We start from the raw sequence: 20,016 nt of genomic DNA on the forward strand, positions 1-20,016 counted from the left end.
AAACAATGATAATATATACCTATAGGGGGTATCTGTATGAAAAACAATTTCTCCCGCCGAACTTTTCTCAAGCGGGCTACCGCGGCCGGCTTACTGGGGGCATTGACAGCAACCGGGATGAGCAATCCAGCTAAAGCTGCAGAGCTTCATGGAGAAAAGCTTGGAACCTTAATCGATCTAACCCGGTGTGATGGCTGTCCAGGCAGTTCAACCCCTCTTTGTGTGACCGCTTGTCGTCAACACAACCAAGAGCGATTCCCCGAACCTCAAAAACCGCTTAAGTATTATTGGCCCCAAAAAAAGGTGGAGGATTGGTCTGACAAAAGAGATCTCACCACCCGCCTCACCCCCTATAATTGGACCTTCGTCGATAAAGTCAAAGTGGAGCATAACGGTATCCAACACGAGGTCCATGTGCCCAGGCGCTGCATGCATTGCGATAACCCCACCTGCATGAAACTTTGCCCCTTTAGCGCTATTTCCAAGGAAAGCACCGGGGCTGTTTCCATCGATGATGGGGTTTGCTTTGGTGGGGCAAAATGCCGTGATGTCTGCCCCTGGGGTATCCCCCAGCGCCAAGCGGGAGTGGGACTATACCTCCAGGTTGCTCCTGATTTGGCAGGGGGCGGGGTCATGTATAAATGCGATCTCTGCAGCGATCTTTTAGCCGTAGGGAAGAAACCCGCTTGCATCCAGGCCTGTCCCCGGGAAGCCTTGACCATCGGACCTCGTGAGGAGATACAAGCCCTGGCCCGCAAGAAAGCTCAAGATATTGGCGGCTATGTGTATGGCGATCTGGAGAATGGAGGAACCTCCACCCTATACATTTCCAGCGTTCCCTTTGAAAAAATTGACCAAGCCATAAAGGCCGATAAAAAACAAAAGGAAGACAATTCTCCTGGCCGGCCAGGCATGCCCGTCAAGGTCGATAATTATCTCGAAAGCGAAAAGGGATTATTCTACAGTGCACTCCTGGCACCTTTTGCCGGAGCAGCTGCAGCCGGTATCACTGCCTATCGTACTTTGAACGGTGATAGCGCCAAAAGCTCATCCCCAAACCCTGTCAACCCAGGAGAGGAGGAAAAACATGACCACAACAACCCGTAAGTCAAAAAGAGAAACGATCTTGAGACAAAGCTTGATTAACCGCTTTGTCCACTGGACAACTGCTCTTGCAATCTTCTTGCTGATTCTGACAGGCTTTGGTCAAATGCCTCTCTATAACCGCTATAATGTCACGAAGCTTCCCGGAGCAGAATGGCTGGGTGACTACTTCATTACCATCAGCCTTCACTACCTGGCAGCTGTTCTCCTTATCTTTGTCGTCTTTTTCCACATCGTTAATGCCTTTATTCGTAAGCAATTCGATATCTTCCCCCGCCGTGGTGATATCAAGGAATCCTACCTGATCATTAAAGCCATGTTTACCAAAGGCCAGGAACCTCCTTCCGACAAATACCTGGCCGAACAGAGATTAGCCTACTTTTTTATTGGTTTTAATGTACTCTTGCTCATCATCACCGGCTTGATTAAGATGTATAAAAATGTTCCGGGTGTAGATCTGCCTCATTCCTTTCTTTTTTGGAATACCATGCTGCACAATATTGGCACCGTATTGCTTATCCTTGGTATAATCGGTCACCTAGCCGCCTTTATATTTAAGGAAAATCGCGCCCTCCTTCCTGGAATGTTCACAGGCTATATCGACCGCGGCTACGCGAAACACCGCCATGTCCTGTGGTATAGAAAGCTTGAAGCAGGGTCCCATGAATCAGAGGGACATCACAGCGAGGAACAGCATAGGGATGGAACCATCCATCCGGGCTGTTGACCTGATCCCCATGCCGCGGATGACGCTGGCAAAGGATGAAGGAGCTTGTCTGGGTCGTGTAGCTTATCCCACACAGCGCCGCTTCAGCCCGAAAGGCAGCCCAAGGATTTTGCTTTAAGGCAGAGAACGGATTCTAAGCGAGCAGGTAAGCAATCTTTGCGAAAAGACTGCAGCGGAGTCGGGTTGGAAACAGGACGTTTCCAACCGCCCATTGAGCAGGAGCGATTTGGGCACGAAAGCCGGATGAGGGTTTCGCCCAAGCCGCCATGCCATAGAAAGCTGCTTAGCGGCGCAGGTGGACTCGACGCAGCGGAGGTCTTGAGCGATTAGATTGCTCCGCGCAGCTTATGGAGTGAACGCCGAAAGCAAAATCCTGGAGAATCTCTCCAGATAGCCGGCAATGCTCTCTTTTCGACTCCAATAATGCTGAAAAAAATTAAGTGGAATGCCCCAGGAGCAAATCCTGGGGCATTCATATTTCCCACTTATTCAAACTCAACTTACTCTTTTCGATACTGTGCCTTTCCAGACTCGTAAAGATTATTGCCATCCTTATCAATGACCACCATCACCGGGAAATCCTTGACCACCAGCCTGCGGACGGCCTCCGTTCCCAGTTCCGGATAAGCGATAACTTCTGCCGATACAATTCGTTTCGCTAACAAAGCCCCTGACCCGCCGATGGCTCCGAAATAAACCGCTCCATGCTTCCTCATGGCCTCAATAACTTCCTCAGAGCGCAATCCCTTGCCAATCATGCCGGTCAGTCCTCGTTCAATCAGCTTAGGGGAGTAAGCATCCATCCGGCCACTGGTGGTGGGACCTGCCGAACCAATGACTTGACCCGGTTTAGGTGGAGTGGGCCCCACAAAATAGAGGACCTGATTGCGTACGTCAAAGGGGAGTTCCTCTCCTCGGGATAAAGCCTCCACCATCTTTTTGTGGGCTGCGTCACGACCGGTATAGATTATACCGCTAAGCAGCAAACTATCACCCACTTTGAGTTGAGCCACTTTATCCTGGGTTAGTGGAAGTTCTAAATAAAGTGTTTCACTCATTTTCATTCCTCCCCTTCCTGTCTGCCCATTAGGACAATTTCTTTATGACGGGCCGCATGACATTGGATATTCACCGCAACAGGCAGAGAAGCAATATGGGTAGGATAGACTTCCAAATGAACCCCAAGAGCAGTATTCGTACCCCCAAATCCCTGAGGGCCAATGCCCAATTTGTTCACCCTTTTGAGTATCTCTTGCTCGATATCTGCTAGGCGCTTTTCTTCATTGGGTTCTCCCACTTTGCGCAGGAGGGATTTTTTAGCCAAATAGGTCGCTTTCTCCATGCTTCCACCCACACCTACACCTACGATAATGGGAGGGCAGGGATTCCCACCGGCCTTCTCCACAGTATCCACCACAAATTGTATAACCCCCTCCAACCCTTCTGAGGGCTTACACATTTTTAGAGCACCCATATTCTCACTGCCTGCCCCTTTGGGTGCGACAGTAATCTTCAACTGGTCTCCAGGTAGGATTTCATAATGGATAATAGCCGGTGTATTATCTCCGGTATTCACCCGTTCAAAAGGATCCTTCACCATGGATTTACGCAGGTATCCCTTTTCATACCCACGCCGGACACCTTCATTCAAAGCATCCTTTAAAGCTCCACCGGTGACCATAACCTCCTGTCCCAACTCCACAAAGATCACCGTCATGCCCGTATCCTGGCACATGGGAACCCTCTCCTCATGAGCAATAGTGGCATTTTCGATTAACCTCTCGAACACTTCACAGCCCAAGGGAGATTCTTCAGTCTTCAAAGCTTCCTTGAACCTCAGCATCATATCGTCCCCAAGATCATAGTTGGCTTCGATACAAAGCTTTTCCACCGCCTCAGTGATTTGCTCCACATGGATAACCTTTGGCATCTTCCTAGTAACCTCCTTTTTTACTCCTTCCCCCTATGCCCCCCGCATATCCTCTTTCTTCTTTGCCCCTTTTCATCGCTTCTTTAAAACAAACTTCCCTTTTATTCCTCTTCTTCCTCTAGCTCCTCAATCCCATAGACCGCACACCCAATCGCTCCATTGAACTGAGGCTCCTGAGGAACTACGATCTCCTTACCGGACCCCTCCTGCAAGAGCTCGCGGACAGCTTTATTATAAGCCACTCCTCCGGTGAACACGATGACATCGCTGGTATAAGAACGAAGAAGGGGAAGGATACGTTTGACAATGGTCTCATTGACTCCCGCCGCCAGGCGGGACATAGGCTCTCCCTCGACAATCTTTCCGATTAATTCACTTTCCCCAAAGACTGCACAGGTAGAGCTTAATTCCACCGGATCTGCTGCATACTCACCCAGCTCCTCAAGAGTCATCCCCAGAACATTGGCCATGTTCTCAAGATATCTCCCTGAGGAAGCCGCACATTTATCATTGGTCTGAAAATCCAGCATCCGGCCTTTTTTTACGGCAATAATCTTACTGTCCTGGCCTCCCAGATCCACTAAAGTGAAATCCTTTAGCCCTGTCTGAAAGATTGCCCCTTTCACATGAGCCTTTAATTCCGGTATAGTTTCTCCACCGGCTACCTCCAAGGTATTGCGTCCATAGCCTGTAGAGACCAAAAAATCCACCTCGGGAAGGCCCAAGGCTTTAAAGTCAACGGCCAGTTTCTCCTGAACCTTCCGGCCATATTCCCTATAAAACCCAATGGTATCCAGTCGTTCCAAGCGCTTAATCCGCGGTGGCAACCCCTCTAAAGAATTTTCCATCACCGCAATCTTAACACTTCGACTTCCCAGATCAGTTCCACATACTGTTGCCATGATCTTACTCCTAAATTATATAACAATTTTTACCACCAGAGAAGAACTAGTCGCGGAGCATTTGCAAAAAGGATTCCAACCTCATTTTGCTCCGGGCATCCAAACCCGTAGGATTCTCACCTTCAAGATTGAGAATCGGATAATCCAAACGTCTGCGGACAATCAAATCCTCAATCTGACGATAGCAGAAGCTCTGAGTATAGTGGATAAGCCCGTCTAATTGCCGCCGTTCTGCCTCTTGCGCCACATCCTCGATACGTCCAAAGACATTATAAGGATAGGTATAAAGTTGATATTGCTCTACTATATCCTCTGTTACAAAGGGCATACTGAATTGCCTTTGCACTTCATTAAAGACGACCCGCGCCCCATGATCCTCCAAGAAATTATAGAGGTCCGGCATAATCGGCGGGACCCCCATGAACCCGATCCGTAATTCTCTTTTCTTACGTCCTTTGTATTTAAGGTTAAGGGGCTCCCGTTCCTTTGCCTCGGCAATGAATCCCTCCATATCCCGGGCAAAGCCTTCCGGATTCCCATTAAAATCTGAACAAGAAACCAGGTAGAGATGATTTTCAAAGCCTCTGACCTTATTCTCTTCCCAAGTCAATCGATCAATCTCCCAAGCCAGCCGACGAACCTTATCTAAACGAACCTTTTGCACTTTCACCTTATCCCAAGTGGTCCCAAGAGTCTTTATCAGCTTCTCTAATTGGAGCCTAAGCATGTCCCCATCCCGATCATAAGGAAAAGCAAAAGGAATAATCTCTATTCCCTCTTCCGACCAAGTCTCCATCAAGGCATGGGTGTTGCTGCAATCCCCCTGGGTTACCGCCACGATCTTCTTAATCTCCGGACTCTTCAGAGCCGTCGCATACAAGCCCTTAATCCATCCGCACACATTCCGCGGATACCCGGCCAGCTCGGCCTCCGCAATCCGAGCCATGGCTTCCCTAGTATCCGAGATAAAAATATTATTCAAATCCACCGGCGTATCTCCGGCTGCATAAATCACCTCGACCGGCACTGTCGTGGTCAACCCAATTTTATTCATTTAATTCCAAGCCTCTCCTCATGAACTACAGTCTATAAAGCCCTATATTATTATCTTATAACTATCAGGAAGAAATACCAAGGATTTTGCTTAGTCTTAAGATTTCAATCCGGTTTTATACCGCAAAAGCTCCAACGTCCGCTTCATCTCATTATGCACAATCATATACCCTTCATCCACACCCATTCCAGGTTTAGCCAGCATCTGATCGGGGCGGGTCGCCAACGCTACATGGACGGCAGTTCGACCACCCGCATCCGTCTCATTGCAGGACCCCCCCACATAAGCACCTATCCCAAGCTTTTTGGCATAAAGCACAGCCTCGATGGTATTCTGAATCCCTCCCAGATCCGGAGTCTTAATCTGAACCATATCCGCCGCCTGAGTATCCACAAATTCCACAATATCCTCATAGGTGTTACACCATTCATCGGCAACCACCTCGACCTTTACTCCCGCCCCTTTAAGGGCTTCACGTAATTCCTTAAGCTGCTTAAGCTGTCCTTCTTTGCTTCCTGCATCCATGGGACCTTCAATGCGCAAATGAAGGGGCTCCGCAGCTTTTTCCAGATCCACAAAATACTCCACCATTCGCTTCACATCATCCTCAAAAGCCATCCCAATGGTTCCATAAACATCAATATGCAGAATGGGCCGATAAGATCCGTCCCCTAAACCAATCACCCGATCCCTTAGCCAATTCACATACTCCAGCAATAACTCGCCATTCTTACCCAGTTTAGTTTCCACATTATTGATGAGAGCATGAGGCAGCACCCCTGCTCGTTTGAGTATGGCTTTGTCCGCATTTTCATACCGCTCATCCCCGGTCTGTGTAAATATAGGCACCGGCTCCACCACCAAAGGCAGATGATACTCCTCGAGAATCACTTCCGTCATCGTCACTTTTTTCGCCTTAGCCACCCCATCCAGAATCGCCTGGCTTACCCCATAACGAATAGCACTATGATAGCGTTCCCCATTAGGCCGCTGAGAATATTCTATGCTGTCCGCCAGCTTCCGGAAAGAATCCAATTCCTGCCCCACAAGCTTGGGACGAAGCTCTTCCATAATAATCGGGATAAAATCATTAGCCAAAAAGAGCGGATCACGCCCCCCAGCTCCTGAGTACTGGACCGCAGCACAATCCCCAAAAGCCACCTGCCCATCCTCCAGGATGAGCATCACTGAAATCGATTCTCCACGTTGACGAACAGCGCTAAACCCAGGGGTCATCGGATCCCCCTTATAAGCAAACCCATCATGACCCGCCCCGGCTTTAATCGCCTTCTGATCATCAAAGTAAAACCCCGTCAGACCCGGCGAAGCGATAACCTCAACTATTTTCATATCTTTGGCCTCCCCACCAGCATTCCCTTCCCAATGGCATAGATATCATCAATAACCATCTGGAAGGACGGATCCCTACCCTCATCCCGTCCACGCAGGGCGATCCGCTCCCGGTGGAACTCCTTGATATCCTCATGGAAAGGCAGATTCCCAAAATCCAGTATCCGTACAGCTCCTTGGGAATCCCGGGCCGGCAGGATCCTCCCAGCATTATAACGGCTGGGTGCGAAAGGTACATCGATAACTCCCGCTTGGAAGGCACGAACCGTACCTACAGCAATGTCCCCTTCTCCCAAATCAAGAGTTCGATCCAGAATAGCTCGGGTCTCTTCCATAATCATCTTTTCCTCTAAGGCTAAATCCTCAGTCATAGGCAAGCTCTGGTCCTTCAGCATGTTCAAAATTTGCTTCGTCGTTCGGAGTCCTGCTGCATTAGCCTCCTTCGTGGGGATACCAAAGGCTTCATGAGGAGATTTGACAATAACCTTCGTGGCTTTCCCTAAGGCTGCAGCTGCAGCCCCCCAAGAGATGACCCCATAAGCCTTAGCCTCGTCCTGAGGAAAGCCTCCCATCCATTGATGAAATACAGTAGTAATATCAAAATCAGAATATCCCAGCTTATTGAGATATTCGGCTGCCAATAAGGGTAAAGTCCGAATCGCCGCCACATCCTGGAGGAGATTACCGCATTGACCGTATCCTAAGGTCAGACTCCGCACTCCCTGGGCAACCGCTAAGATTCCTTCAATCACTGCCACCCCATGAGATACAGAAGGGGGCACAAGGGTACCGGTCAAGGGACCAAAGGGCTCCCGGTTAATACTGACACCTTTTTCCTCATACATCCCAACCAAACGATCTACATACTGCCAATATTTAATAGTATTCTCGATAGAAACCTCTTTAGCATAAGGAATATTATAGGAGATCCCTCCGCCTTCGTAAGCGGTGAACCCTCCCGCTAAAGTAATCTCCGCCAATAGGCGAGCATCCGGGGTGCCATGACGGACCTGTACCGGCACTTTGAGATGTTCAATCAACCGGCGGCAGGCGGCCACCCCATGATTCACTGCCGGGAAACCATTGAGCATGGAACGCCCCACCATACGACTCTCATCAATTCCTGTCTGAGCCTCAGCATATCGGTTCTGCCGAGTGTAGGAATCGATCGTGGTAGGGAGAAAATCCGCCTCCCCTTCCTCTTCTAAAAACCGCAGCAGCTCCAAATGTTCATTGAGAAGGGCCACTCCGGCCCGAGGCTGAGCAAAGGTGATTCCCTTAGCTTTACCCTCCGCCAGCTTGTGGCCAAAGACCTTACTTTGGGGCAAGCTTTTATGGTAAGCTACCGCTTCTTCGAAATCCACATCCTTCCCAGTGGTCCATTGGTTCAGCACCTCCTGACGCTGACGGAAAAACTCTTCCGGGTCTATAGTTCGATTAGCTAAATCCACCGGTATAACCTCCTCTGTCCTTAGAGTCTCACACAATATTTCTTCAGCATACGCAAGGCAACGAGGGGGTTAACCTCCCGCAACAGCCCCATGGAAGCTAATATATAGTCTTGATCCAGATAGAAATCCGGGTTATGAGGTTTAAGAAAAGTAGGTTCCATAGAATTAAAAAGGGCTCCGCGCAAGACTTCTAACGGTTCAGAATGATGCAGAAGAACTCCGCCGGTTCCTACTACCACCGGCAAAGGAGTCAAATCCTTCCCTTGCTGAACATAAGTGGCGCCAAAGGGAGTATAAACTACCTCAAGGGTCCCTGCATGACGCTTCATGGACAGTTCCACCGCCATCCTTCCCAAAGCCGTATCAAAAGAGGCTTCCCGTTCATTCTGAGGAACTCGCCAAGGATCAGCTTGGAACAACTCCAATTGTTCTTGTATCTCCTCATCCCTCCAACCCAAAATCTGATTCAACCGTTTTCCTGAGGCTGCCACTAAGGCTTCTGCACTATAGCGCATCCCCAGATCCCCTTCCACCGTACGCTTTGCAAATGGCTCCGGCAGCCCCTTAAGCATCACTCCTGGCTTGCTGGGATCTCCGGCGGCAATGGAATGAATATCTGTAGTGGCTCCCCCCACGTCAATGATCAAAAGCTCACCCAAACCTTTTTCATCACCATAGCCCTGAGACAACAGTTCCGCAGCGGAAAGAACAGCCGCAGGAGTGGGCATCATCACCCGTTCAATAAGTTCCTCCGCTTTGTCCAGTCCTTTAGCATGGATAATCCGATCCAGAAAAATCCCCCGAATAGCATCCCGTGCGGATTCTACCTCCAGCACATTAAGTTCCGGCATAACATTTCCCGCCACAACCACCGGATCGTGTTTACAGCGCAGTATCTCCGCCGCCTGGGAAGAGACGGCCTTATTTCCAGCCACCACTACAGGTAGTGAAAAAGGCAGTTCCAGAAGCTTTTCCGCATTTTTTAAAAGAATTTCTTTATTGCCTCCATCTATCCCTCCTGCTAAGAGAAGGATATCTGGTCGAGCCTGAGCAATTTTTCCGATATCCTCAGAAGTTAATTCATAGCTAAAAACCTCCAGCACCCGGGCCCCTGCTCCCAGGGCAGCCCGCCGGGCGGCTTCGGCAGTTAATTCCTTGACCAACCCACTGGCTATCATCTTTAATCCACCGGCAGCGCTGCTGCAGGCCAGCTTCCGAATAAAATTCCATCCCTCTGGAGGTTCGGGGATCTGAGCTAAAGCATGGTTGAGCCCTTCCATAATATTACTTTCGATGGTGGTTCCAGCCGCCGCCGTCCCGATGATTTCCTCTTTCTCCAGGTTCACGATGGTGACTTTAGTATACGTGCTCCCAAAATCGATCAGAAGGATCTCAGGCATATTTATCCCCCCCTATAGCCCCAAGTCCTTGCGCAGATCCTCAATAGCTACCTCAGGCATAGTCCCAGGGGGATACACGCGATTAAATCCCATCTCTAAAAAGCGCTTTTCAACCTTATTAAATTCTTGCTTCCCTACTACGAGATTCCCTCCCACATAGAGGAGAATATCTCCGATGCCTGACTCCTGGCACTTTTCCCGGAGTCCCCGACAATCCAACTCTCCGTGTCCATAAAGGGAAGACACCATAATCACCGATGCAGCTGTCTCAATGGCTGCCCGGATAAACTCTTCTTGAGATGCCAGCACCCCAATATTAATAACCTTAAATCCTGCTTGGGTGAAGGCATAATCCAAGATTCTATTCCCTACCGCATGGACATCTGCTCCAATAACCCCAAGAACTAATGTTTTCCGTTCCACTTTCCATCCCTCCTATGAGCGGCCGATGGTCTATTGGTGCCAGCTCACCTGTTTTACACTGTGAATCTGACCAGGAAGCAGAGTATTCCCCACCTGCTCAAACAACACCGGATCTCCGCTTACAAAAAAGCGATGATGGTTAGAAGTTTTATTCATCTCTTGTCCTTTTTCTTGGTTATGTCCCAACTGTTCGAGAACTTCCTTTAACTCCTCCACCATGGCCTGAGCCGGATCTACTAAAGTTATTTCTTCCCCGAGAATTTCCCGGATAACAGGTGCAAGGAAAGGATAATGGGTGCAGCCTAAAATCAACGCATCCACCTGAGCTTCCTGAATAGGAGCCAGATAAGTACGGGCAATCCCTCTTGCTTCCGGTGAATGGGAAAGTCCGGCCTCCACTAAAGGGACAAAAAGAGGGCAAGCCTGGGCCTTCACTAGTTCAATGGAATGTCCGCCCTTTTGCCAAGCCTCTCGTAATTCAGTCTTTTTAGGTAAAATACCCTTAGTCAATACCCGTCTCACTGCTGAGGAATAAGCTTTACTGCGAACTGTAGCTTCCGTGGCAATGAGTCCGATGTTCCCCGTTGCAGTTGCTTGAACCGCTGCTCTCGCCCCCGGTTCGATCGTCCCAATCAAGGGCAAATTATAATATTCCTTTAACACCGGCACCGCATTGGCCGAACTGGTATTACATGCCACCACAATAGCTTCAGCTCCCTGGTGAATCAAAAACGATATAATTTCTTCTCCGAAATGAATCAGCTCTTCCCTACTCCGATTCCCATAAGGTACACGAGCCGTATCTCCAAAGTAAATGATCTGAACATCCGGAAGTTGGGCCAATATCTCCTTCATGACCGTCAAGCCGCCCACTCCCGAATCAAACATCCCAATCATACGCTGTCCCAATTCAATTCCTCCCCTTGGTCTCATTCTAATTATCTGCTTAACTTCCATTAATATGCTACTCTCTTTTTATCTAAAAAACCACTGCATAAAAGTCTGATAGCGAAATAAAAACGAGGATTACATCCTCGCTTTCACTCAATTCATGCAATTAACTTTACAAATTCTTCCACTAAGTCGGGGTGGAACTGTTTGCCGCTCTCATACTGCAAAATCCTTTTAGCCTGTTCCTCAGACATGGCGTTGCGATAGGGACGATTTGATATCATCGCATCATAGGCATCGGCGATGGAAACAATCTGAGCCAGAAAAGGAATCTGCTTTCCGCCTATACCCGCCGGATATCCACATCCATCAAATCGTTCATGATGATTAAGGATAACTTCAGCCACACGCAGCCAGTCAAGATTCTTCCCCGCATTGTCTAAGATCATCTCGGCGCCCCAAAGGGGATGACATTGGATAACCTTGTATTCCTCCTGGGTCAGAGAAGCCGGCTTCCCTAGAATTTCATCGGGGACTTTAATCTTACCTAAATCATGAAGGGGTGCAGCAATACTTAATACCGCCAATTCATCAGCTGCGAGAGCTATGGTCTTGCCCAGAAATACTGCATACTCAGCCGATTTATTGCAATGACTGCAGGTTAGAGGATCCTTCTTCTCAATCCATTCAATGTACTTGATGATGTCCCAGCTTGTCATGCCGATTTCCTCCGTATGTTACACGATGCTCTCTGCGAATGGTTGTTTAATGAATGGTTGTTCAATCTCAAAATTACATGAGAAAACTACATGAATCGGAGTATTCGACACCTAATTATAAAAAACCTTTAGGACGGACTTAAAATTAACTTTTTCTTCATATTCTGGACTGCTTCAAGCTCTACGGGATGGGTCTTATCCGTTCTTTCCACCCTATCAATCAAGCGTTTGAGGCTTGCAAGGATCAGGCGATGCTCCTCAAAGGCATATTCCGCTAATACTTCTTCTAAGAAACGATAGCGTTCATTCATAACCACTTCAACAATCTTTCTGCCCTTGGAAAGCAAATGCATCCTGACAATACGGCGATCCTTAGAATCGCGAATCCTTTCTACTAAGCCATCCCGCTCTAAACGATCAGCCAAATCCGTGGCAGTGCTACAGGCAGTAAACAAATGCTTTCCCAAATCCCCCATGGTTAATGGCCCAAATTCATAAAGGGCTAACAAAGTATTGAATTGAGGATTTGAAATTCCCATTTCGGCAAGAAGAGCTTGCCCTCTACGATAGATGACAGTATTCGAACGGCGTATGGCCTCCTCAAGTTCTCTACTTAACTCCTCATTAACTTCCATTCCCCTACCCCCTAGTACAAATATTTATAATTTTCAATCTTTTTATTTTCTTCATTCTAGCATAGATCGGAGAAAAAAAACATGCCCCCAAGCCCCTTTTTAAGAAATTTTACACTTTTACTGATTATAAAAATCATTGGCTATATAGAATAATCCAGGCCGCCTAAAGCCTGGATAAGTAGAATATTTTCTTTTAGCACTACCCAAAAAGGAAAATTTGTATTATAATATTTTTCAAACTAAATTATCGATTTCTTCTTTTTTGCCAAAATAATGAAACGTGGTTTTATATACCGAAACATCTTCTAAGGTATTTAACTGGTCTTAAGCTGAGAAGAGAAAATATTGATCCCACTGGGGGAATCTACGGTATTGGAGGGTAGTGCAGGAGATACTACATTACTGCTGCTTCCCGAGAGAGTTCCTCCGCCTTTGACCAATCCCTCGCGGTAAGATAATCGGGTCACATCAAGACTGCCCAGCTGAGTCAAGGATTTGCCTTCGATTCTGAAGGTGACCTCCCGAACCGTAGGAAATTGAGTGAGAGTATTCACTAAGCCATACACCGCGACCTCCTGATTGACATTACCGTGGATTTGAGTGAATTCCCGGCTCAAATCTACGATGGCCACTTCATCCTTTATGGCGATATCCAGTAAGGTTGTGGCGGAATCCACTGCTGCCTGAGCCTCTCCTTGAACTGCAGGTCCCATCAACCATTGATTCACCGTTTCCCGGGCTAAACTTAAGGTTTTCGGAATACTCCGTTCTTCCTTAATAAGTTGCTTGCCCGTCGAATCAGGGAAATAAAGACTGATCATTTTACCATCCCCAAGATTACTGGTCGCCGGGACATTTACTTCTTCATTTGCATTACCAATCCAATCAGCAAAAGAAGTGGTTTCACTGTTTTCTTTTACCAGAGTTTGCAGGGTTCCGCACCCTCCAAGCAGAGCCGTTATTAAAAGCACTCCTAAGTAGAGAAAATATTTTTTCATTCTTTTTCCTCCTATCTGACTTCATGGATCCCTATGGCGCTCACTAGATATAGGCTTCTTCTACTTAATGCTATGCTTTGTCCCAAAAAATAGTACACGTCATCTAGCAAATTTCCTATTTTAATTTTCATAGTGAAAGAAGGAATCTCGAAATATTATCAGAATAGTATGAAAAAGAAAGAACTGTTTTTACCTATACCACCTCAGAAAGGAGTGGGACTCTTGAAGTTACGTGCATTACTTGTCGACGATGAATCCCCCGCCCGCAAAGAGCTCCGTTATTTACTCCAAGACTATGCGGAGCTTCAGGTTATCGGAGAAGCCGCCAACGCCATCGAGGCTCTGGAACTGATCAATAACCTGGAGTATTCGGTAGTTTTTCTAGATATTGATATGCCTGGACTTAAAGGAATCGACCTTGCCCGACAGCTCAAAGAGAAAGAGAATTCCCCAGCCATCATCTTTATCACAGCCCATGAAGAATTCGCCGTAGATGCCTTCTGTGTAAACGCCCTGGATTACTTATTAAAACCCATTAATCCCAAACGCCTTGATCAAGCCATCAAAAAACTGTTCATTCAACATGGTACTGCTAATACATCTGTTTCATCACCCCTGTCAGATCCTGACGAACCCGCCACCAACAACCATCCTCCCAAACATCTTCAAGAAAATAGCGCCACCCGTCCTCTGGAAGTCATCCCGGTCGAGCAACGGGGTAAAACTATTCTCCTCCGTCCTGAGGAAATTATTTATATCTATACAGATAAAGACAATGTCTTTGCCAAAACCCAAAAAGAATCCTATCTCACCCGTTTTACCCTGAGAGAATTGGAAGCTCGTCTTAACCCGAATATGTTTTTCCGTACCCACCGTTGTTACTTGGTCAATATTAAACGCATGCGAGAACTCATCCCCTATTTTAACGGAACCTACTCTATCGTGGTGGACGACCATGAGCGCAGCGAAGTTCCCGTCAGCCGTACCCAATCCCGCAAACTCAAAGAAATTCTCGGCCTCTGAGGGGCCAGGAGGACAGGGCAATAGACCAAGCTGCATAGAAGCCTGGAATGCACGGAAAAGAGGGCTAATTACGCCAACACGCGTAAATTAGCCCTCTTTTTTAGAACCTTATGGACTTGAAGAGCTGACCAAGCTTTTCCACGATCCAGAACCTTACCTTTGGCTCCTCATAAGGTATCCCAGGTCTCCCATCCACTGGCTGTGCTGTCGAATGATCGATATCCACAAAGCATAGAGGAGGAAAAAGCACGCACCACCAATTGGAACCTTTTCCTTCACCTATGACCACTCGTACTGCCTCATACTCACCTGAGGGAAGAATCAAAGAACCGTAGGACTTCGTCGGAAAAATAAAATTTCCATATTCCGTTTTTACTGCATAATCCCTGCCCCAAGCGCCAATAACCTTTCGGCTGATTTCTTCCATAAGCGGACGCAATTCCGTCAAGATCCGGCGGGATTGCTCCAGGGATTGGGATTGGGCAAGCTGCGGGGATATCTTCTTAAGAATCGCATCCCGTACTGCCCGCTTAAGAGCCTGGTCTTCCTCTGAATCTGAGTTTGCTACCACATGAAAACGAATAAGGTCTTCTCCACTCCCTGCCATCTGAGCTATCTCCAGCAAATCCTTGGACTGTTCGACAGATCGGGCATAGGCAAAGGACGATTGAAAAACCTCCACCTGAAAAAGAACCGCCAGGAAAACAATAAGTAGTATTTCTACCATTTTCGGATCATCAGCATGATTAAAACCTTTCACACTCAAAACCCTCGCTCCTCTTTAAACAAAATCCTTCTAATGTCCATTATGTCCAAGGTGAGTATGGGTTTAGACATAGTTTAGTCCCTTTTTTCATAAAGTAGACTTAGGTTCTTACTTTTTTAGGAGGAATAGATCATGGAGGATTGGCTCCCTATTCTCTGGGTCAGTACCATTGCCGGACTTGCCACAACTTTAGGAAGCCTTCTGGTGTTAATGTTCGGGCGCCCTAAAGAGCAGGTATTGGCAACTTTACTTGCCGGGGCCGGAGGTGTGATGCTTGCTGTCGTTTCTTTAGACCTTCTCCCTACCGCCTGGCAAATTGGTCCTCTAAGACAAGTCATTCTTGGCTTTATCATCGGTTTAGCTTTTATGAAGCTGGCCGATAAACAACTTAACTCTTCCTCCCCCTCCTTACCCCTTCCGCGACGCCAACGGCTAAAGCGCATCGGACTCTTAGTAGCTGCAGGGATTGCCCTTCACGATCTCCCCGAAGGTATGGCCATCGCCATCGGGCAAGAGGCCACAGGGGAATTGGGATTTCTCATTGCAATTGCCATTACCTTACACAACCTGCCGGAAGGCATGGCCACCACAGCTCCCCTAAAAATGGCTGAAATGAAAAGCTGGAAAATACTCCTTTTGAATTTTGGTATCGCTTTTTTCACCCCTCTAGGTGCTCTTATCGGTTTGTTGGCCATTGACAGAGTGCAAAATTCCATATCTTTTTTTCTCGCTTTGGCAGGAGGGGCTATGACCTTCCTGGTCTTTGCAGAGCTCTGGCCTCTTTCCCGTGAACGCCATCCCCGCTACGCTCTTTTGGGAGGAGTCCTGGGGTACCTCTTCTTTGCAGGGATAAGCTTTCTTCACTAAAAAAGCTTCCATCAGTTCTAGCTGACGGAAGCTTTTCTTTGCGGGACGATTACCTATCCCCTCGTTCCCCCTAATGGAGTACTCGCGAGGCGTATTCTCCCATACGCTTATATCCTTCTTTGGTAGGGTATTTGCCGTCCTGAGATAAGCCTTCCAGGTAAGTATTATCGGTATCCATGAGTACCGAAGCAAAATCTAAAACGAGGATATCCTTCTCTCGGGCATAGCTTGATTCCCATTCTCTGAATTCCTTAATCGTGTTTTGAACCCCTGTATAAGGTAAGGGCAAGGCGAGAATCGGAATAATGTGATTGCTCTCAGCCTTTTCCACCATGGCCTGAATATATTGTTGGAAGGTCTCAAGCGGTATGTCCCGAAGGGCATCGCCGTTCCCCACAAAAATGATCACCCGGCCCGGCTTTTCATTGAGCACATCCGCATCAAAACGGGAGTAGAGGTCCTGGGCGGTCTGATTTGTTTTCCCCTTGTTCACCACTTCAACCTGCAGTGCTTGGCCTAAAACCACCGGCCAAGCACTTTCTGCATTACCAGGATAACCAAAGGTAAAGGAATCTCCTATGGCCACAATCTTAGTATTCTCCAAAGTGGGGGCCGGCTCTTCCTGCTGGGGGGGAGTGGAAGCCTGCTCATTGGCCTTACCGTTCCATAATCCCAAAAAGCCGGCAATCACAATAAGCACACTCAAAAACACCGAGAATTGAATTAAACGAATTTCAATCCGATACGTCCGCATACCGTGTGGTCATCCCCCTTTAGTAAAGTTTCAATAAGGCAGTATTCTACGAATCTTCCCCCAATCCCTCCATTCATAGAGAATTTCTCTCATGTACATGTGAGCAAATTATCCTCCGGTTGAGGGGGTTCCTTAGGGGTTACTTTAGTATAGAGATTCCCCATTTTTCAGCCAGCCCATTAAGTTCCCGCAACCGCCTCATGATCCATCATCCTATCCTTGTTATTCCTTCCCGACATTCTCCTTCATCTGTGCGCTGGAATGGATATCTTCTTTTACAGCTTCAATATGTTTGATCATTTCCTGAAACGCCAAATCCGGATTACGCTGTTTAATCGCCTCATAAATCGTTTCATGCTCTAAAACAGATAAATATTGACGTCCGGGAATCTTAAAGCTACTGTCTCTGATTTCTCCGGTTAAGTCTAGGATGTTAATCATCAAACGCTTGAGGACTTTATTGCCCGATGCTTCAGCGATCTTAAGATGGAATTCTGCATCAAGTAAAGCAAGTTTGCCACCACTTGCAGAGCCCAGCTCTTTTCCCCTCTTGACAATTTTCCCAAGCTCTTCGATATCCTTGTCATCAGCATTTTGAGCACACCATAACGCTGCATACCCTTCCAATATTACCCGAACCTGAAAAATCTCATCAAAGGTACCCTGGGTTATCTGAAGCAGTGCTGCTAACCGTGATACATCTTCGACTTGTTCGTCCACCTCATTAACATAAGCCCCTAAGCCATGACGGATCGTAACCATTCCCAGCCCTGCCAAAGTTTTCAAGGCATCACGAACTACTGTTCTGCTTACTGAAAACACATTGCACATTTCGCGTTCAGCAGGCAGCTTATCCCCTGGCTTAAGTTCACCATTACTGATACTCTGGACAACTTGTTTCACAATTTCCTCGGATAAATTACCATGTGTTTTAACTGGTTCAAACACTACCTATACCACCCTTACAATACTCTCTGGTAATATATAATACCACTTCCCGCAACAAAAGGGCAATAAACGATTTACTTTTGAGTTTATTGCCCCTTAAATTCTATTTTAAAAAAATTATATACTATAGTTAATCTGATGTGATAGTTAACGATTAAGGAGGATTGATAAGCTATAGCTATCAATCAAACGAGGGGCTTTATTGGGCCATGATGGACATAATAGATTATTAAATTTTGAACTTCTCCACCATGGTATTCAAGTTTATAGCGTGTTCGGCCTGAATCTGGGCGGCCTTGGCCACGTGCTCCATAACTTTGGCCATCTGGCCCATATTTTGAGCGATTTCCTGGGAACTGCCGGTGGCTTCCTGGACTGAAGCCGAAACAGTTTGGATGGCGTTACTCATTTGTTCGATGGCGGTAAGCATTTGTTCTGAAGTCGCAGCAAAGTCTTCCACCAGCGTTCCTACCTTATGGGCATCTTTAGCGTGCTGTCCTTCCGCCTCCACAAGCATCTCATAATCAGGAATGACCTTTTCCTCAATAAACTTTAAAACTTCCGAGGAATTTCGGGAAAGATGGCCAAATGCTTCGGTTACTTTACTGATCACTGCATGAATTCCAGCCACAGTCTGTGCCGATTGTTCGGCCAGCTTCCGTACCTCCTCTGCGACAACCGCAAAGCCCCTTCCCTGCTCTCCGGCCCGGGCTGCTTCAATAGCGGCGTTCAAAGCCAGGAGATTGGTCTGCTCAGCAATACCGTCGATGGTTTCAGCCATGATCCTGATTTCCTGAACCACTTCACCGTTTTTAATCGCTGCGATGATTTCTGCTTGTTTTTGCTGATAAATGCTCAGGGTCGCTCCTCTTGAAGCTTCAGCATTTTCACGCATCATCTGGGCCTTCTTCTCGATTTCCTGGACGATTCTGCTGCCCTCAGAGGCTTTCCCGGCAAGCATACCGGCACCTTTGCTGATCTCCGTCCCCGAGGCCAGCATTTCTTCCGCAGAGGCAGCCGTCTCCTCCATTCCTGCCGCAATCTGTTCTGCCCCGGCATTGATGTTTTGTCCCTGAGCGTTCAGTTCCTCAGCCGAAACCGATAATTCCGCTCCCACTGTCTTAAGGTCTTCGGCAGCTTCCTTAACATGTTCCAGGAGGCGGCTCATGTTACTGTCAATATCATCATAGGCTCGGGCTAATCGGCCAATTTCATCCTTCCTCCTGATTAAACTTTTTTGTTGATCCGTAGAAAAATCACCTTGGGCAAATAATTTGGCTTGCTCAACTGCAGCTAGAATCGGACGGCTGATCATCCTGCCTAGGATCAGGCTGAGCAACAAGGCCAAAGCAAAACCGCAAGCCGTCAGTATCATAATAATCATTCTGGCTTCAGCAAAGTCCTGTTCCGAAGCACGCTGAAGATCTTCGTTGTATGCCAAGGAACAACGAATCATGCTTTCGATGATTCCTTCCACCTTAGCCTGCTGCAGACCGGCTTGCTGATTAAAGTCACCGGCTAAGGCATAGTTTTTCAGTTCAACTGCTGTCATCGCCTTTTCTCTCAAGTCCCGGTAAACAGTTACCTCACTTTTGAATTCCGCTAACAGTTCTTTTTCTTCTTCGGTTAAGTTAAGCATTTGATACTGCTGGATCAACAGGTCGTTATGTTCGTTATCTTCGATGGACTGGGCAATAACCCTTCGGGAATCGCCGATCACTGCAGGATCTTCCGAAACCTGGCTCTCCCAGACTACGCTGACCATCTCCGCAGCCCCTTTGGCAAAGCTCTTATTCAAGTCTTCCAAAATTAGAATAGGCTGGATGCCATCCTGGGTAATTCTTTTGAGGTTATCGTTGACTTTACCCAGGTTAATCAGCCCGGTTATGCCAACAGTCAGGATTAATAGGGCCATAAGTAAAAAGCAGATAAAAAGTTTTCTACTTGTTTTTAAATTAATAAACCATCCCATCTCTACTAATCCCACTTTCTTTTCCAAATTACAGTAGCATTAAACCATTCTTTACGGTTAAATTCTCAATAATGCCGTACTTCATGGGTAACGATCAAAAGG

Annotated in this window: 21 protein-coding genes; 5 read left to right on the top strand and 16 right to left on the bottom strand. The window is 47.3% G+C overall.

Annotated features, from left to right (window positions below):
- Window positions 1–36: 36 nt before the first annotated feature.
- The 3 genes from DESDE_RS18315 to DESDE_RS21720 are packed head-to-tail and all read left to right on the top strand — an operon-like array spanning window position 37 to window position 2,161.
- Complete coding sequence (locus DESDE_RS18315; RefSeq protein ID WP_014795514.1) at window positions 37–1,107, top strand: 4Fe-4S dicluster domain-containing protein; 1,071 nt, start codon at window positions 37–39, stop codon at window positions 1,105–1,107.
- Complete coding sequence (locus DESDE_RS18320; RefSeq protein WP_014795515.1) at window positions 1,088–1,831, top strand: formate dehydrogenase subunit gamma; 744 nt, start codon at window positions 1,088–1,090, stop codon at window positions 1,829–1,831. The genes DESDE_RS18315 and DESDE_RS18320 overlap by 20 nt, the downstream gene beginning before the upstream one ends.
- Window positions 1,832–1,876: 45 nt before the next feature.
- Window positions 1,877–2,161: a hypothetical protein gene (locus DESDE_RS21720; protein ID WP_019851284.1), complete on the top strand. Its 285-nt coding sequence runs from the start codon at window positions 1,877–1,879 to the stop codon at window positions 2,159–2,161.
- Between the two features lie 170 nt (window positions 2,162–2,331).
- On the opposite strand, the gene DESDE_RS18330 is transcribed toward DESDE_RS21720, so the two are convergent.
- The 12 genes from DESDE_RS18330 to DESDE_RS18385 form a co-directional block, all read right to left on the bottom strand.
- Entirely contained in the window at window positions 2,332–2,889 is a 558-nt protein-coding gene (locus DESDE_RS18330) for a Fe-S-containing hydro-lyase (protein ID WP_014795516.1), read from the bottom strand.
- 2 nt (window positions 2,890–2,891) lie between these two features.
- Window positions 2,892–3,761 carry a fumarate hydratase gene (locus tag DESDE_RS18335; protein ID WP_014795517.1) on the bottom strand — a complete coding sequence of 290 codons (870 nt, stop codon included), beginning with the start codon at window positions 3,759–3,761 and terminating at the stop codon, window positions 2,892–2,894.
- A gap of 101 nt (window positions 3,762–3,862) precedes the next feature.
- Window positions 3,863–4,663, bottom strand: coding sequence for an acyl-CoA dehydratase activase (locus tag DESDE_RS18340; RefSeq protein WP_014795518.1), 801 nt, complete (start codon window positions 4,661–4,663; stop codon window positions 3,863–3,865).
- A 46-nt stretch (window positions 4,664–4,709) separates the two neighbouring features.
- Window positions 4,710–5,717 carry a 2-hydroxyacyl-CoA dehydratase family protein gene (locus DESDE_RS18345; RefSeq protein WP_014795519.1) on the bottom strand — a complete coding sequence of 336 codons (1,008 nt, stop codon included), beginning with the start codon at window positions 5,715–5,717 and terminating at the stop codon, window positions 4,710–4,712.
- Between the two features lie 96 nt (window positions 5,718–5,813).
- On the bottom strand, window positions 5,814–7,067 hold the full coding sequence (locus DESDE_RS18350; protein ID WP_014795520.1) for a methylaspartate ammonia-lyase: 1,254 nt from the start codon (window positions 7,065–7,067) through the stop codon (window positions 5,814–5,816).
- Complete coding sequence (locus DESDE_RS18355) at window positions 7,064–8,518, bottom strand: methylaspartate mutase subunit E (protein WP_014795521.1); 1,455 nt, start codon at window positions 8,516–8,518, stop codon at window positions 7,064–7,066. The genes DESDE_RS18350 and DESDE_RS18355 overlap by 4 nt, the downstream gene beginning before the upstream one ends.
- A 20-nt stretch (window positions 8,519–8,538) precedes the next feature.
- Window positions 8,539–9,918 (bottom strand): methylaspartate mutase accessory protein GlmL, encoded by a 1,380-nt coding sequence (glmL, locus tag DESDE_RS18360; protein WP_014795522.1) that lies wholly within the window; start codon window positions 9,916–9,918, stop codon window positions 8,539–8,541.
- A gap of 12 nt (window positions 9,919–9,930) precedes the next feature.
- Window positions 9,931–10,341: a methylaspartate mutase subunit S gene (gene glmS / locus DESDE_RS18365; RefSeq protein WP_014795523.1), complete on the bottom strand. Its 411-nt coding sequence runs from the start codon at window positions 10,339–10,341 to the stop codon at window positions 9,931–9,933.
- A 30-nt stretch (window positions 10,342–10,371) separates the two neighbouring features.
- A complete protein-coding gene (gene murI, locus DESDE_RS18370; protein ID WP_371200597.1) occupies window positions 10,372–11,274 on the bottom strand; it encodes a glutamate racemase in 903 nt (300 codons plus the stop codon).
- 116 nt (window positions 11,275–11,390) lie between these two features.
- Window positions 11,391–11,951: an HD-GYP domain-containing protein gene (locus tag DESDE_RS18375; protein WP_014795525.1), complete on the bottom strand. Its 561-nt coding sequence runs from the start codon at window positions 11,949–11,951 to the stop codon at window positions 11,391–11,393.
- A gap of 128 nt (window positions 11,952–12,079) precedes the next feature.
- The gene (locus DESDE_RS18380; protein WP_014795526.1) at window positions 12,080–12,586 is read right to left on the bottom strand and encodes a MarR family winged helix-turn-helix transcriptional regulator; all 507 of its coding nucleotides are present in this window, start codon (window positions 12,584–12,586) and stop codon (window positions 12,080–12,082) included.
- A gap of 314 nt (window positions 12,587–12,900) precedes the next feature.
- Window positions 12,901–13,584 (bottom strand): GerMN domain-containing protein, encoded by a 684-nt coding sequence (locus DESDE_RS18385; RefSeq protein WP_014795527.1) that lies wholly within the window; start codon window positions 13,582–13,584, stop codon window positions 12,901–12,903.
- 222 nt (window positions 13,585–13,806) lie between these two features.
- Between DESDE_RS18385 and DESDE_RS18390 the strand changes: the two genes are divergently transcribed.
- Entirely contained in the window at window positions 13,807–14,607 is an 801-nt protein-coding gene (locus DESDE_RS18390; protein WP_014795528.1) for a LytR/AlgR family response regulator transcription factor, read from the top strand.
- A 100-nt stretch (window positions 14,608–14,707) separates the two neighbouring features.
- Here the strand turns inward: DESDE_RS18390 and spoIIR are convergent, their stop codons facing one another.
- Window positions 14,708–15,367 carry a stage II sporulation protein R gene (gene spoIIR / locus DESDE_RS18395; RefSeq protein ID WP_174270183.1) on the bottom strand — a complete coding sequence of 220 codons (660 nt, stop codon included), beginning with the start codon at window positions 15,365–15,367 and terminating at the stop codon, window positions 14,708–14,710.
- Window positions 15,368–15,505: 138 nt separating this feature from the next.
- On the opposite strand from spoIIR, the gene DESDE_RS18400 reads away from it, so the two are divergent.
- Window positions 15,506–16,240 carry a ZIP family metal transporter gene (locus DESDE_RS18400; RefSeq protein WP_014795530.1) on the top strand — a complete coding sequence of 245 codons (735 nt, stop codon included), beginning with the start codon at window positions 15,506–15,508 and terminating at the stop codon, window positions 16,238–16,240.
- 70 nt (window positions 16,241–16,310) lie between these two features.
- Here DESDE_RS18400 and DESDE_RS18405 read toward each other — a convergent pair whose 3' ends face one another.
- The 3 genes from DESDE_RS18405 to DESDE_RS18415 form a co-directional block, all read right to left on the bottom strand.
- On the bottom strand, window positions 16,311–16,994 hold the full coding sequence (locus tag DESDE_RS18405) for an SGNH/GDSL hydrolase family protein (RefSeq protein WP_014795531.1): 684 nt from the start codon (window positions 16,992–16,994) through the stop codon (window positions 16,311–16,313).
- A 222-nt stretch (window positions 16,995–17,216) separates the two neighbouring features.
- Window positions 17,217–17,942, bottom strand: a complete 726-nt coding sequence (locus DESDE_RS18410) for a FadR/GntR family transcriptional regulator (protein WP_014795532.1) — start codon at window positions 17,940–17,942, stop codon at window positions 17,217–17,219.
- Between the two features lie 229 nt (window positions 17,943–18,171).
- Entirely contained in the window at window positions 18,172–19,914 is a 1,743-nt protein-coding gene (locus DESDE_RS18415) for a methyl-accepting chemotaxis protein (protein WP_014795533.1), read from the bottom strand.
- Between the last annotated feature and the right edge of the window lie 102 nt (window positions 19,915–20,016).

This window comes from Desulfitobacterium dehalogenans ATCC 51507, assembly GCF_000243155.2.
Taxonomy (GTDB): Bacteria; Bacillota; Desulfitobacteriia; order Desulfitobacteriales; family Desulfitobacteriaceae; genus Desulfitobacterium; species Desulfitobacterium dehalogenans.